14 protein-coding genes are annotated in these 14955 nt (G+C 55.1%); 8 read left to right on the top strand and 6 right to left on the bottom strand.

The window, feature by feature from the left end; all coding sequences use genetic code 11:
• Window positions 1–34 precede the first annotated feature (34 nt).
• Window positions 35–700, bottom strand: coding sequence for a TetR/AcrR family transcriptional regulator (locus BN1724_RS05470; protein ID WP_058234548.1), 666 nt, complete (start codon window positions 698–700; stop codon window positions 35–37).
• 376 nt (window positions 701–1076) lie between these two features.
• On the opposite strand from BN1724_RS05470, the gene BN1724_RS05465 reads away from it, so the two are divergent.
• The 5 genes from BN1724_RS05465 (at window position 1077) to BN1724_RS05445 (ending at window position 6155) form a co-directional block, all read left to right on the top strand.
• Entirely contained in the window at window positions 1077–2351 is a 1275-nt protein-coding gene (locus BN1724_RS05465) for an ABC transporter substrate-binding protein (protein ID WP_058235789.1), read from the top strand.
• Between the two features lie 80 nt (window positions 2352–2431).
• On the top strand, window positions 2432–3325 hold the full coding sequence (locus BN1724_RS05460) for a carbohydrate ABC transporter permease (protein WP_058234547.1): 894 nt from the start codon (window positions 2432–2434) through the stop codon (window positions 3323–3325).
• The gene (locus BN1724_RS05455; RefSeq protein WP_084252785.1) at window positions 3322–4275 is read left to right on the top strand and encodes a carbohydrate ABC transporter permease; all 954 of its coding nucleotides are present in this window, start codon (window positions 3322–3324) and stop codon (window positions 4273–4275) included. Before BN1724_RS05460 ends, BN1724_RS05455 begins: the two co-directional genes overlap by 4 nt.
• A gap of 455 nt (window positions 4276–4730) precedes the next feature.
• Window positions 4731–5393: a hypothetical protein gene (locus tag BN1724_RS05450; protein ID WP_058234546.1), complete on the top strand. Its 663-nt coding sequence runs from the start codon at window positions 4731–4733 to the stop codon at window positions 5391–5393.
• Between the two features lie 222 nt (window positions 5394–5615).
• Window positions 5616–6155, top strand: a complete 540-nt coding sequence (locus tag BN1724_RS05445) for a ClbS/DfsB family four-helix bundle protein (RefSeq protein WP_058234545.1) — start codon at window positions 5616–5618, stop codon at window positions 6153–6155.
• Window positions 6156–6646: 491 nt separating this feature from the next.
• On the opposite strand, the gene BN1724_RS05440 is transcribed toward BN1724_RS05445, so the two are convergent.
• Window positions 6647–7675: an alpha/beta hydrolase family protein gene (locus BN1724_RS05440; RefSeq protein WP_197671760.1), complete on the bottom strand. Its 1029-nt coding sequence runs from the start codon at window positions 7673–7675 to the stop codon at window positions 6647–6649.
• A gap of 303 nt (window positions 7676–7978) precedes the next feature.
• Between BN1724_RS05440 and BN1724_RS05430 the strand changes: the two genes are divergently transcribed.
• Together BN1724_RS05430 and BN1724_RS05425 are read left to right on the top strand one after the other, a co-directional pair.
• Window positions 7979–8293: a GNAT family N-acetyltransferase gene (locus BN1724_RS05430; protein ID WP_084252784.1), complete on the top strand. Its 315-nt coding sequence runs from the start codon at window positions 7979–7981 to the stop codon at window positions 8291–8293.
• On the top strand, window positions 8290–9120 hold the full coding sequence (locus tag BN1724_RS05425) for a hypothetical protein (protein WP_058234542.1): 831 nt from the start codon (window positions 8290–8292) through the stop codon (window positions 9118–9120). Before BN1724_RS05430 ends, BN1724_RS05425 begins: the two co-directional genes overlap by 4 nt.
• Window positions 9121–9748: 628 nt before the next feature.
• Here BN1724_RS05425 and BN1724_RS05420 read toward each other — a convergent pair.
• The 4 genes from BN1724_RS05420 to BN1724_RS05400 form a co-directional block, all read right to left on the bottom strand.
• A complete protein-coding gene (locus BN1724_RS05420) occupies window positions 9749–10756 on the bottom strand; it encodes an endonuclease/exonuclease/phosphatase family protein (RefSeq protein ID WP_058234541.1) in 1008 nt (335 codons plus the stop codon).
• Between the two features lie 466 nt (window positions 10757–11222).
• The gene (locus tag BN1724_RS05410) at window positions 11223–12017 is read right to left on the bottom strand and encodes an ABC transporter permease (RefSeq protein WP_157085773.1); all 795 of its coding nucleotides are present in this window, start codon (window positions 12015–12017) and stop codon (window positions 11223–11225) included.
• A complete protein-coding gene (locus tag BN1724_RS05405; RefSeq protein WP_197671759.1) occupies window positions 12004–12795 on the bottom strand; it encodes an ABC transporter permease in 792 nt (263 codons plus the stop codon). Before BN1724_RS05405 ends, BN1724_RS05410 begins: the two co-directional genes overlap by 14 nt.
• A gap of 2 nt (window positions 12796–12797) precedes the next feature.
• Complete coding sequence (locus BN1724_RS05400) at window positions 12798–13745, bottom strand: ABC transporter ATP-binding protein (protein ID WP_084252783.1); 948 nt, start codon at window positions 13743–13745, stop codon at window positions 12798–12800.
• Between the two features lie 392 nt (window positions 13746–14137).
• On the opposite strand from BN1724_RS05400, the gene BN1724_RS05395 reads away from it, so the two are divergent.
• Window positions 14138–14809, top strand: a complete 672-nt coding sequence (locus BN1724_RS05395; RefSeq protein ID WP_157085772.1) for a hypothetical protein — start codon at window positions 14138–14140, stop codon at window positions 14807–14809.
• Window positions 14810–14955: the final 146 nt, after the last annotated feature.

Raw genomic sequence — 14955 nt, 5'->3', positions numbered from 1 at the left:
CCGTAAGCAAACTGCGGAACGTGAGAGCCTAGGGTCATTCCGTTTCTGAGGCGGGGGATACCTCAGATGAGGCGGACGCCTCCGAGGCGGATAAGGTCTCCGGTAGGCGGGCGCTCAATGCCCGCAGAACAAACGTAGTGGCGGCCTCAATGGCGCGTTCCCGAGCGGGCCCCTCCTCCTCGGGGATATGGCGACCGATCAGGCACGCGCTGATCAGCGGCATCGTGGCCTCAATATCCAGATCCGAGGTGAAGTAACCGCCGCTAACCCCGGAGTCGAGAACTTCGCGCAGCACATCTTCGATGATTTTGACGTGCTCGCGCATTTTCAGCAGTGCTGCGGTAGACAGCACGCTGCGCAGTTCGGGACCGGGTGCGAAATGGAATGAACGGCGCAGGTCTAATTGGGTGCGAATGTACAGGCGCATGGCATCCACGGGGTCCAGCGCGTGCGCCATGCCAGCGCGCAGTTGATCGACATATCCGCTGGTTTCGTGCATGGCATAGGCCAGGACGAGGGACTCTTTATCAGAAAAGTGGTTGTATAGTGCAGTTCGCCCCACGCCGGCTTTGGCTGCGATTTGCGCGAAGGTAATCGACTCGAAGCTGTTGGATTCCATGAGGTCGCCGAGCGCATTGAAAATACGAGTGCGGGTTTGCTGGCGATGGTCCTCTAGCGAACGGCCGATGATCTTGGGCATAGGAATATCTCACCATAGGCCGACCGGGTCCGCCGCGTACCTTCGTCGTCATTCTGCGCACGTTCTTATATAGGAGCGGTGGAAGACTGCGCTTTATGTCACTCTTACGCCGCTTAAGCGCTTCACTGCTCGAGGCGGTCGAATCTCTGCTTTGGGTTGTGGTTGAGTGCCAAAGTTACTCCCGATTTGGCGGTGTACTCTGGAAGGGCGCTAGCAAAGATCGGGCTCGCTGCCCCCGTTGACATGCGATAAGAATCCGTGTCAGGCTTAGCTTTAGCGCTTCAGTGAGATCGCAAGGGCTGGTGGCATGAGAAACGATACCGAGCACGGTATGTTTCAGGCGCCATCCCGGACAGCTTCGAGGAAGAGGTTCATCATGCTCCCCAAACGTCGTCACGTACTCGCCTCCGGAATCGGTATGGCAGCTCTTGGCTTGGCAGGCTGTGGCCTGTCTGGCAGCGGCTCAGGCGGGTCGGATTCGGGCTCAGACGCCGCAAAAGGTGAGGTCAAGGGCGAAATTTCGTTCCAGACCTGGTCACTCAAGTCTGAAAAGTTCACCCCGTACTTCGAGAAACTCGTCAAAGACTTCGAGGCGAAGCATCCGGGCACCAAAGTGAAGTGGATGGATCAGCCCGGTGATGGTTACCAGGACAAGATCCTCTCCCAGGCAAACTCCCAGACCCTTCCGGACGTCATCAACCTTCCGCCTGACTTGGCATACCCACTGGTCAAGGGCAACTTCTTGATGGACTTGAAGAAGGCGGATCCCTCGCTGGAGAGCACCTATGTCTCCGGGGCCGTGACCTCCTACAAGCTCACCGAGGGCGATGGCATTTACGGCTTCCCCTGGTACCTCGGCACCGACATGAACTGGTGGAACCTGGAGGGCCTTAAGCCTTTCGGAGTGGACAAGAATTCTCTGCCCACCAGCATGGATGAAGTATTCACCCTGGCTGAGAAGATCGCCAAAGCTGGGGGCAAAACTCCTCTGATCTCGAGCATGCCGGTCTTTACCATCACGATGAAAGATGGCAAGTTTGACTTCAACACCGATGAAAACGTTAAACTGCTTGAGCGCTATGCGCAGCTGTTCCAAATGGGAGCGATGCCGCCCGAGGTACTGAACGCCAACTTCGCGGGCAACTCTGAGCTATACAAGCAGGGCAAAGCTCTCTGGACCACCTCAACGTCCTCGTACGCGGATAAGCTCAAGACCGAGGCGCCGACGATTCTCTCCCATACGGCAGTCAATCCCCGCTTCCCCTTTGCGCCGCTGTTCGTGCAAGGGCTCAGCGTCTCAGGCAAGTCGAAGAATCCAGCAACAGCGCTCGCCTTCGCAAAGTTCGCTACCAACGACGAGAACCAGATTGCGTTCTGCAAACTTGCCCAGGGCTTCCTCCCCGGTACGGTGAAAGCATCGGAAGATCCGTCGAAATTCGCTGAGAAGAGCGATAACGAGGTGCAAAACGAAGCGGTGAAGATCGCATCGGCATCGTTGAAAGACGCAAAGTACATCACGAACCCGCGTTGGACCAACGATATGAATACCAACCTCAATCAGCAGATGGCCTTGGCATTGAAGGGTACCCAGTCGGCTAAGGTTGCCCTGGATAAGGCCGTGGAGTACGGGAATAAGAATTTACAGAAGTAAACGTCACCCGGAACGACTGAAATGACATAAAGTGCGGTCCGCTCCGCGAAAGGAGCGGACCGCACTGGATTGGTGAAAGCATGCGAAGGAAGCGCACGGTAACCGCATGGGTGTTAGTTGCCCCTGCTCTGATCTGGGTGATCGTTTTCGCCCTCTGGCCGTTTGTGAACACGATCATTTTGTCGTTCACGAATGCGAACCCGCTGACCGGTGGCCAGTTCATTGGGTTGGAAAACTACGGCGAAATCGGGTCTGACCCGCGGTTCTGGAACGCGCTCGTCACCAGTCTGGTGTATGTGGTGGCCTGCGTTCCCTTCCTTACCTTCTTGCCGTTACTGCTTGCTCTTCTGGTGGAGAAACAGATTCCGGGAATTGCGCTCTTTCGCACCACCTACTACTTTCCGGTGATCGCCTCAGTGGTCGTGGTGGGTCTGATCTGGACCTGGATGGTGGATTCGCGCGGTGTCATCAACGAAGCGTTGCAGTTCATCGGGCTCATTCACGGACCCATTCCGTTCCTGACGAATCGATGGGGCATTATCCTGACCGCGGTTTTACTCACCGTGTGGAAGGGCCTCGGCTACTACATGGTGATCTACCTGGCGGCCCTAGGAAATGTCGGCCGGGAACTGCACGAGGCGGCGGCAATGGATGGTGCTGGCGCTATCCGCCGCTTCTGGTCGGTGACCGTGCCCGGCGTGCGCGGTGCCATGTTCTTGGTCAGCGCCATGATTACGGTGGCGGCGATGCGCGTGTTCACCGAGCTTTACGTTCTGACCAACGGCAGCGGTGGCCCCGGTGGCGAGGCATCGAGCCTGGTCATGCTGGTGCAGCAAACCGGCTCAGGTCTCCAGGGCCGTCTGGGATACGCCTCAGCGCTGAGCGTTGTGCTCTTCTTCTGCACCATTGGGCCGCTGCTACTGGTGGCCTACCTAAACCGTGAGGATCGTTCGAGTAAGAAGGTGGCCCGATGAGCGCAACTCCCGCCCCCGACATTGCACAGCGCACCGGCACCTCAGCCCGCGGTTCCCGAACTGGAGCAGGGGCAATGCGACCTAAGAGCCGTCCGTGGCGAACCAAGGGCGCTGGCGGATTTGGAAAACCAACCCTGCCCGGCCTGATCACTCGCTATGTCCTCTTAGTGATCATGCTGCTGATCGCCGTCGGTCCGTTCATTTGGCAGCTCTCGACGTCACTTAAAAGCCCGCTCGATGATATCTACACCTTCCCGCCGGACATTATTCCCCGGCACTTCACCCTGGAAAACTATTCCCGGGTGGCTGACACCATTCCAATCCTGAAATACGCTTGGCACTCGCTGATTGTCGCGGTCACGCTCGCAGTGTCGAACGTGGTACTCGCGACCGTCGCTGGTTACGCACTTGGATGCTTGAAGTTCCGGGGCAAAAAAATTGCGTTCGCTATTTTGCTCTCGACTCTTTTGCTTCCCGGTGAAGTCACCCTGATGAGTCAGTTCCTCACCATTAAACAGTTGGGGCTGGCCAACTCTTTAGGCGGCGTGATCCTGCCCGGTTTGGTGGGCGCTATCAATGTGCTGCTGATGACCGCAGCGTGCCGCTCCATTCCCGACGGGCTGACTGACGCGGCGACCTTGGACGGGGCCAATACGTGGCAGATTCTCCGCCACATCGTGTGGCCAAGTGTCCGCGGTATGGCCAGTGTGGTTGCGATCTTCGCCTTTATCGGTGGGTGGGATGACTTCCTCTGGCCTCTGATTGTGTTGTCGGATCCCGATAAGTACACGTTGACGGTCGGTATGGAGTACTTGAACTCGAACTTCGCCGCCGACCCCCGGACGATCGCCGCGGGAACCATGATCGCGTTGGTCCCGATCATTATCTTCTTCGCCTGTTTCCAGCGGTTCTTCTTCCGCGGTGTAGGGGAAGGTGCTATCAAGGGTTAAACCTTGGGCCTACGCAGATGATGACTGCTGCGTGCGGCAGCGCTCGTAGTAAGGCTGCGCCTATATATACAGTACTGCGCGTGTCGGAATCCCCATGTGTATGTGCTGGATTATCCCTGGCGGCAAGAGTGTGATGCCGCCAGGGATATTTCTTGCTTAGCAGCCCTATAAACAAATACGGTCACTAAGAGCGGAGACTAAGTCTCGCGAGGACGAATGCGGCGCCTTGCCGCGATGTTTGCATGACGGTGTGCACGCGCGCCTAGACCGTGGCTGCAAGTGGCTAGAAGACGGCGCATTCAGCTGAATGAGGTTTTCATAATGTCCTGAACCGCTAGAGTGGATAAATGGTTTCACTGCGGAAATATGGTGTTGTCTGCGCGGCTCTTGCTCTCGGTCTGAGTGCTATGGGGTGCAGCACGCAGCCTCACGCCTCGCCAGGGACGTCGCCATCGGTGGGTTCGGCTGCTACAACCGGTGCACACCGGGACAGAACGCGGTCTCTGCCAAAGATCACGGCTAAGCTCGCCACGCGTCCCGAGGTGTTCGGCGATCAGCTAGCTGTTGATCCGTGCCGCGATAAAGCGGTCCCAACCGCAGATCCAGGCACTGTTACGGGAAACATTCTCGGTGATCAAGCGAGGCAAGCCTATCTTGACGCGGGCCTGCCGGAGTCCGCTGCGAACAGGATGCACTGGGCCACCTCTATTAAAGAGGGTAGCCCGGCAGAGGTATGTACCGCCCAGGTAGGGGTCGGGTTTCGCGTCACCGCCGGGATGACTCCCGACGTGTATCCGGCGCACGGCAAAGAACTCATGACGGACGTGACTCTTTCCGTCACAGGCCCGGCAACGCCCCCAATGGTCAATATGGATCGACCAATTCTCAGTATGTATGACGGCATGGACCACCGGTCGATTCCGCTAGGTAAGCCAGAGTTTCGGGCATCGGCATCGAAAACCGCGCATGGCGTCGAACATACCTACGTGTGGACGGTTTCCATCCCGTCAAAACAGCTCAGCGATCCCCAGCAGATTGTTCTGCGGACCGACACGGGTTTTCTGCCGGAACAATTTAATGTCTTTACCTTTTACGATGTTCAGTCCACTGAATTGTGACGCTATGGCCCTGGCGGGCTAGTATGAGGCCGTCCGAGGCTGCAACCTGAAAGTATTCAACCCGAGGCCTATGAGGTGGATAGCTGAATTTGGAAGGTTTGCCTGAGCTGCAGGAAGGATGGACAAGCGTGACCCGATTGGACCAGACTCATCGGGGTTCGGTCACCATTATTAGATAGAGAATGACCTGCCCGTCGCCAGGCTGACAGCTATACTTGATTTATGCCGAGGCCGACGACGAAGGTTGAGCTATTAAGTGCTGCAACTAGCTCGTTCACAAAACTCACGACGCTGTGGGACTCTCTGTCTGCGGAACAAGCTCGGAAGCCATTTCCGCAGCGTTTCCGTGAAGCTGGTTCTGAGGCGCACTGGAGGCGCGATACTTGCTTGCGCGATGTGGTGGTTCACTTACACGAATGGCACAATCTCGTGTTGACCTGGGTGGCGGCTAATCGCAACGGCACCCCTGCCGGGTTCTTCCCGGCGCCTTATACGTGGCGAAATTATGCGGGCCTCAATGAATTATTTGCTGTGCAGCATCGCAACACGACCTACGAGCACGCCCGTGAACTGCTAGCGGCCTCGCACCATGACATTGTCGCTGTCATCGAGAGCTTCAGTGACGAGGAGCTATTTACGAAGAAGTATTTCCTGTGGACTGGAACCACGAGTCTCGGATCCTACTTAGTATCTGCGACGAGCTCCCACTACGAGTGGGCGGCGAAGAAAACTCGCGCCTATGTGAAGGCATTGAAATCCTAGCTCTTGCCGCACTGACATTAAATGCGAGCCCACATCGTGTGTTATTTATGCTATTTTGACCTCCAGTCAAAGATGATGAGCGGTACCAATGATGAACATATGGTAAGGGAGCCAAGCGATAGCCAGAAGATGGAGCCATGAAAAGCCATTGCTGCACTGAACATGGCAGCACCTTTTAGGAGGCCCAACGCAAATATTATCCACGGTGGCCTTATTCTTAAGGATTTCCTGGAAAATTTGTCACCGTTATTATATTGTCTCAATGCACTGAGTACTTATCAATTTTTATTTCATTGTCATGTTGGTTTTCAATGAATAAATCGCATATGAGATAAGGTGTGGCATCGGTGTCGGACTAGCAAGTCTCATGATTAAACTTTATTGCCTATATCGGGCGATGCGTTGCAGCTGCACTCGTCTGGCAACTAGATCTCGGTCGTAAAAGAGCTGAGTTGCAACCGGACACCGATTCCGCGGCTCGGCCGCGATAATCATGGAATCCTTGAAAGATAGTCGTGATAAGAATTAAGAACATTTGTGGCCATTAGTGCACGCGGCCATAAAGTTCCGACAAGCGCGCCTGCAACCTGTGAGTCCTCGAAGATGGGCCGTGCCATCGAGTGTGCAGCATTGAAGTGTTTAATAATCAGCTTGTCTCTAAAGAGGTGTTTGTATGACGACTCGGTATTCTTAATGTCGACGTTGAGGTCGTAATTTCCGAGCAGAAGAAAGATCGGAATCTGTTGATCGGCCATGGATTTTAGGTCGGCTATGGCGTCAGATGTGTAATTGAGGGAAACAAACTTCCAACGATCCCGGCTCATTGGCTCGGGGTCACCTGTAAGAGACTTGTAGGTGTCGTAAGGTGTACCTTCTTTGAGGAGGGCTACTGTGTGGTTGCTACGTGCAATGGCTGCTTCTTTTTCCACGGTGCTAACTTTGTTGTGGTCGAGTTCGGCTAAGAGGTTGTATCGCCCTTGCTGCAGCCAGTTAATTGCGGGGCTGACCGCGATGACTGCCGAGATATCGGTGCGTGAAGCTACAACTTTCGGCAGCACCCATCCCGCTTGGCTAGCTCCCCATAGGACAATGCGGTCGGTCGGGACGCCTGTATTGCTCTTAGCCCAATCGATCACCGCGGATGTCTCGGTAGCGCGGTCGGACATGGTCTGAGTGAGCCAGTCTCCTGTGGACCTGCCCACTCCAGGTTTACTCCATGACAGCGTTGCGTAGTCGGCATCCGCCGCAGCCTCGAACCATGGAAGGTAGAGCCCTCCATATGTGGCATCGATAGGCCCATCGCCATGAACAACTATCACAAGACCGCGAGGTTGCTTTGATTTTGGTGTGGTGAGCACTCCTTGAAGTTGCTCCTTTCCGGTATTGATCGAAATTTCATTCTGTTCGATCCGAAAGTCATGTCCAAGGACTATGAGCCCACCCAGTGCAAGAAGGAATGTCAGCGGACCGGCAAGCAGGAGGGGTAGGCGGTTTCGTCTGCTACATATTGCTCGGCGCACGATCGTAGTCTACATGATATCTTGAGGTGTGGGAGAAATAGTGATCGGGAACGGGTTCGCTGAAACTGAGCGGGAGGAGGTCGGGCAGTTGTACTGGGAGGCATTCGGCCGCAAGCTCTCGGCTGCCTTCTCCAATCCCTCAATTGGGCGCCGCGTGATGGTGGCTTGTCTGCGTCGGGACCGGGTTCTGGTTGCGCGTGTAGCCGGTAGCGTCGCGGGGTATGTGGATACTACGAATCCGGGTGTGGCGCAGTTGAGCTCTCATGGGATTATCTACGTAGATATTTGTCGCCAGTGGCTACAATGTGGGCACTTTTTGTGCTGTTTGTTTTGAGGCGACGCCAATGTAAGGGCGTAGTAGTCCTTGATGGGATTTGTATTCATCGGGAAATGCGCGGAAGGGGTATCGGATCGTCCCTGCTTGACGCGGTATCGGCGTTTGGTCAACGCTGTGGAGCGGTTGCCATCGAGTTGACCGTGATCGCAGCAAATCCGCGGGCAAAATCGCTTTACAACCGGCGCGGATTCGTGGAAATTGATCGCGGATGGATGGGACCCCTGCGCCATCTTTACGGATTTGATTGCTACATCGTCATGCGGAAGAAAATTGGATTATGAAAAATGTAAGAACAGAGATCACTCCGCGCACCATTATTGAGGCGTTTCTCCCCACTGATGGTGGCGTTACTCTCGATTTAGTGTACGACACTGCAAATGCCATTGGGATGGCAGATCAACCTCTTCGACTCGCCCTGCGCAGGATGGCTGCGGCCGGTGAAATCGATGTTACTGGCCGCGGACGCCAAGGAGTACTTACCGCCACAAACACCGGACTTGCGCGACTCGGGCGTGATCGGTACGCAGTGCAATTAGCACTTGCTCAAGATAGGGGCATGATTCGTTGGGATGGGTGCTGGAGACTGTTCGCGCCGCATGTTCCAGAATCTGACCGAAATCTTAGGGATCAACTGCGCCGAGAGCTTATTGGATTCGGGGCGGCAAACATATCTACGAGCCTGTTCATTTCGCCGCATAATCTTGTGGAGTTCTTGGCTGAGGAACAGCGTTCGGTACTGGTCGTTGCTACCGCAACAAATGTTGAGGTGAGAGGTACGGATGATCCCATTGAACTCGCTGAAATGCTTTGGCCTGCTGGTCCACTGCTTGCTAGGTATCATGACCTTGCCTCACTTTTAAAACATAATTTCATCACAGCTGTGCTCGGCATGGAAGCGGTTCTCCATGCGCAATTGCTTCTCGCGCAAGGACTTGAGGATGCGTTGCGATTGGATCCTCTTCTTCCTCTAGAGCTGCGCTCCGAAAACTGGTTGCCGACTGAGGTTCGCCGTTCGTGGCTGAGTACTTGGAATGCTTTGAGTCGGCGGCTTCCCCGGGAGATTCTCTACCGTGGATGGCTTCCCATAGACGATCCTGAATGGGAATAAATCTAGCGTAATATTATAAGGTTTATAATTTATTTTTAATGACATAAAAATTTGTGCCTACGTGGAGCATTGAGATTGCATTTCCTGTGGCACAGATATTAAATGCGAGCCAACGTCATGTGCCACTTACTTTATTTAAACTCTCAGCCAAATATGACGAGCATAACTAACAATGAACATATGGCAAGGATATCAAGGGGTAGCCAGAAGATGGAGCCATGAAAAGCCATTGCTGTACTGAACATGGCAGTACCTCCGAGAGGGCCTAAGGTAAATATCATCCACGGTGGAGTAAGCTTATGAGATTTTCGATGCATCTTAATCTCCTGATTGAGGAGGGGAATGCATATGTCCGTGATTGCTTAGATGATTGGTTTGATTATATTCAATAATACATTGGTCGTATGCTAGTGTCGACTATTTTACTTGCTATGCCGCATATTGTGTATGAGGATGGTGCTGCATGGGGGTTAGGTTCTGCTCATGGTGCGTCGACCCATGGAGATATGAATACCGTACTGTCTGAGGTCCTATGCGACGCATCGTGGTAGAGGGCTCGACCGCTTGTCGGCCGGATACGAATTCGTGAAGCGCAGGACGAACCAGCTCGGTTCACACTCGGTTCTGGTCAGAGCGTCATAGCGATGGTGGCAATGTATGCGGCGTGATCTGATTGCCCGATATCGACCACCGCGCAAGTGTGGGCAACCATATTCGGGCTGAGCATGACGTGGTCAATCTGGGAACGAAATTCCCGGGGGAATGCGGTCGGCCAAGTTCCTTGAGGGAATCTGCCGCATTGTTGCGCTGTGTCGATAAGCCGAGTTCGGGTCGCCATCGGTCCGTGCCGCAAAGTTGCGTTGAAATCTCCCGCGAGTATGAGCGGAGTGTTGGAGTGCTCACCAAATGCGATAACTCGATCGAGATCAGATCTCCACTCATGGACGATCGAGGGTAGGGGAGGCGCAGTATGAAGGCCGATGACGATCGGGAGTGATGGGTCGGAGAACCGGATAGCAACCGTACCGAATGACGTCATGGGTCCGTCAATCACCTGGGCTGGGCCGAGCTGCGTGCTGACTAAAACGCTGGTGGGATCGATATCCCCGGTATAGGTGCTGGGGAAACCGTCATCTGGCACGGTGTAGACCGACCCGTGAAAACCACTGCCTGCTACAGCATCGTCGAGCTCCGGACCGGAGGTTTCTGGCAAGACGATGACATTCGGGGCGTATGAGCGGACCAGGGTGTCAATGTCCGTCGAGGTGAGAGCTGATCCGCTATTAAACGTCGCGACCGTGATCGTTTGAGCATTGACCGGGCTGGTCTCTGGGGGAGGGAGAGTCATACCCGCTGGGAACAGCACGAAACATATGCCGGCGATGAGCCACGCCAAACCAATTGTGAAGGGGTATCGTCGCCCGCGCTTAATAATGCAGGCGGATAGGAGGAACACCAATCCGAACAAACCCGCCCCGCAGCCTAGAATGGCAGAGAACGCGATGAGCTGCGCGAATGGCGTGACCATGCTGAGCGCCCTGACCGGGCCGAGATCAGGCACGAGAGCAACAATGGACACCAACGTAGCCAGCACTATCAGCACAGAGCTGAGCATCCACCAGGTAGTTGTCCGCATACAGATCACGCCATATTGCGCAGCTAGTCCTTCATTAATCCGTGAGCATTATTGTGTCGCCGTGGTATAAGGTCATGGGCCGGGATATCGATATCTCCTGATGTCCAGCGGCTTTAAATTGAGGGGCATTATTGTCGATTTCTTCCTCAGGGGCCAGCATCCCCATTACAATCCTGAGCGCCCACAAGATTGTGATGAGCGAGGTCAGCGTCGCTATCGTGATGGCGATCCATCGTTGCTGCCGGTTTCCTTTCAATGCTCTGCCTCCGATTCTGTCGCCCACCTGAGGAGTGAGGTTTTGGTGAACTCTGGACGAGGTGGGTGGCTATCCGTGCTGCACCACGGCAGCTTTTCTTAAGCTGCTCTCGATCTATCCTCAGCTATTTTATCGGCGAGATGGGCCTCCCTTCTGGGGCAACCCGCGCCAGTGGTAGCGGCAACCTTTCTTCTCGACGGGGCGTCGATCTCAGTTTCCGAAATATGCACTCCCGGTGCGGCGTGCCCGTTGTAGCAGCACGGTATACAAGAGCCAGGCGATTGCGAACCACATTAGTCCAATCAAAAGTTCGTGCCCTGCCAGATACCACACAGAGGAGGACACCTCGCCGACGTGAAGGATCTGCGCCGAGTGAGTGACCGGCAGAATTTCCCCAATGGCATTAAGAGCTGGGACCGCATCGACCGACATGATCGCACCGGAGCACACCGTCACAATACTCACGGCGATGTTATGAACCATATTGTGGGTATTCTTGCCGAGGCATGACACGGAAATAGCGGTTCCAAAAGCGACGCCGCTTGGAATGCAAGACAGGCTGAGCAGCCAGGCCCCGATATCCAATGAATGCGGCGAGTAGAACACGCTCACCAATGCAAACGCAATCCCACTGTCGATCGCGGCAATGAGCTGGAGCGGAAGTGACCGAATCGCATACTGGACATGTAGCGGAAGCACGGCGGTGGTGTTTCTGCCAATGGTTTTAGCCCACACATCGGCAACTGGGACGCCGCTCTGCTCGGATATCGTCATCCGGACGGTGATGAGAGCGACCGCGCCCGCTGCAGCCGCGGTCGCCGCTTGCGGCCCAGCAGCCAACTGCGCGATCAAGATATAGACCAACATGCGCAGCAATTCCGGGACCATATGCGTGGTCACCAAGATGCCCAGTGGCATGGACCGCAGCTGGTGCAGGAACGCCAATCGCAGCATTTCGCGGGCGGCGGTTGCTCGCGGGTACGAATTCACATTAGGAGAGCTCAAAAGTCGCCTCCTTTTTCGCACGTTTCAGCAGACGCTGCATTGCAATGTAGGCTAATACCAGGTAGATGGCGGATAACCCGATCCCAATCCAGAGGGGCGGGTAGTCCGGGTAAACGTGCGGCAGCGAATTCATGAATTCCCGGAGCCAATAGAAATTAATGCCTTGAGCGATCCACGAACAAAATGACGGTAGATATTGAGGTGGGATCAAGAGGCCGCCCAGCAGCAGTATGGGGGTGCCGAAAATGTTCGTAATGTGGAAAGGATTGCGGCTTAGAATCAGCACTCCAGCGAGCAGCGATGATGAGGATACGCCGAAGAGCACCACCAACACAAACGCCATGAGGGTAAGCATTGGATGCTCTAGCTGAATAGGCAATTGGAAGGCGATGCAGAAAGCTGACACGCTCAGCGAAATGAGCAAGGCGTCGTAGGCGACGGCTCCTGCGATCTTGGAAAGGACGGCGCTGAACGGATTCAAATGACCGGAAAGGGTCGACCCAAGTGTTCCCATCCATTTCTCACGCCGGATAACGCCGGCCCCGCTCCACATTGAGGCCGACCACAGCGATGCCACGATGCTCGCACTGACCGATGCGGTGACATCAGCTGCTGTCGCATTGTGGATCCTAGGCAGGATGTATAACGACATGAACATCCATGGGGTCACGATACCGGTGGCGATATTCATGGGACGGTTGGCCACGATCAGAAATTGGAGACGAAACGATGCGCAAACTGCCCGCGTGCGCATCCCACACTGGTTGCGAAATGGCATCCTTACACCCCTTGTGCGGCAGCTGAAAAAGCCTCATCGAGGGTGGGCTCTTGAAGGCTGACATTGAGAACATCGGCCTCCTCGATCTCCGCAAGCATGCGAGAGACTTCACTGAACTCATCGGCACCGAGTAGGCGCTGGATGCTAAATGTTCCGTCAGGATTTTCCACGCAGGAATATCCTTCGCGGGAGATGCGTTGGCGGGTCGTCGCACTGAGTCGATATCGGAAACCTGCAAGTGCTTTGAAGCGGTCAAGTGGCAGGTCGTGCTGGATGTGTCCGCCATTGAGGAAGAGCACGCGCTCGGACACATCCTCAATGTCAGCGAGGTTGTGACTCGTCAGCAGAATTGTTCGTCCTTGGCCGGTGAGCTCGCGAATAGTGCCGCGGAATCGGGTTGCCTCAATCGGATCGAGACCGGCTGTTGGCTCGTCGAGAATGACCAGCGGAGCATCGGAGGCGAGTCCAATGGCGAGGTGAAGCCGCTGCTTCATCCCTTTGGAATATTCTTCAACCCGTCGTTTTTTCGCTGCGCCGAGCCCCACCTCGTCGAGCGCTTTGTCAATATCGTAAGCTGTGACTCGGGTCTTTTGGCCTCTGACCGCCGAAAAATAGCGCAAGTTCTCCCAACCGGACAACATCGGATACAGACCGAGATCCCCGCCAAATATTGGGACCACACATCGTGAGGCTGCCGCCGACTGTCGTACTACATCGAAACCGAAAACGCGTGCTGTGCCTGAGGTCGGGTAGATCCACGTCGATAACACCTTGCTCAGTGTCGTTTTGCCGGCGCCGTTGACTCCCAGCAGCGCCACGGACTGGCCTCGCGGAACCTCGAGTGTGAGGTCATCGAGCGCCCGCACCACCTGGTGTCCGCTGTGAAACTCGCGCACAACACGGTGCAGCGAAATCGCGGGCTCATTCCCACACAAATCCGAGGATCCCATGTGGTAAATGCTGACACAGGTCTACCGGACATGCGGATCTTTTTGAGGTTTCCGCTGGTCTGCGAAGGAGATTATGTCTGACATAGAGTTGCGCCGTGATGGCGGAAGTGCCGCGTTCGATGAGGGCTCGTGCGGATGGGGTCCAGCTCATCTTGTCGGTTTGTGTGAGGTGCGGGGGCGGTATTCGGTCATGCTATGTGCTATGTGCTATGTGCTATGTGCTATGTGCTATGTGCTATGTGCTATGTGCTATGTGCATGCGTCATGGGGCCGGACGCAGGGGCGGCCATATTGGACCCATCTCGGCTGGGGCCGCAGTTATTTTGTGTGCGGCCTAGTCCTTGTTGTCCTCGGTTTAAATGTAAAAGTCTCTCGTAATAAAGGAGCTCACTGTGTCGAGAGTTAAGTCTCTATGTGCGCTGTGTACAGCGATGTTTATGTCGGTGTTGCTGACCGCGTGCAACCTTCAAGCAAGCGCGACTGTTGAGAAGGATGGGCGCATCAGCGTCGATGCGGTCGGGACCTTTCCGAAGGCGGTGGTGGCTGACCAAAAGCTCACCTGTGAGCGCATTGCCCGTGATCTTGTCTCTGATGGGATCAGAGTGCAAGACGTCGAGGTCAGCACGGTCTCTAGAGGTGGTGATTTACAGTGCCGATTTCGAGGGAAAATCGCTGGGGGTGACGATATTGATGTAGATGTCACCGGGCCTAAAGCTTCTGTTCAGGTTGGTTTGCCTCCGATCCTGCCCGAGCCGTACCTGAAGCTGTCCCGTCTAGAGTTAGACATCATCATGCCCTACCCGGTACGAGACGCGAATAAAGGAATTGTTGAGGGTCAGGTTGTCAAACTGAGGTCGCTTGAGGACGTCACCAACCTGAGTATTTTCGCGGCGCAAAATACGTCTGACGCTCAAGGTGACTCCTCGTCAGATGGAGAGGTTATCGATGATCCGGCCCGGCCACACGCTGGCGATCACAACACAATTGTGATCGCGGTGATTGTCGGTGCTGTGCTTGGTCTCGTGGGGCTGAGCGGCTATGCGATGATAAAGCACCGCAAATAAAGCGGTGCACATAAGGGGTGCTGTGGCGTGACCGGCGACTTTACCTGAACGATCCCTGTCCCATTGTGGCGGAATGCCATGCAGATCATTCCTAGTCATGTCTAGGTTTTAACTGCTGCTCGCGACCCCTTGTGCTCTTGGGACCT

Source organism: Devriesea agamarum, assembly GCF_900070355.1.
Classification (GTDB): Bacteria; Actinomycetota; Actinomycetes; order Actinomycetales; family Dermabacteraceae; genus Devriesea; species Devriesea agamarum.
The sequence above is the reverse complement of the archived record's forward strand: the minus strand, read 5'-3'. Positions and strand labels throughout refer to the sequence as shown.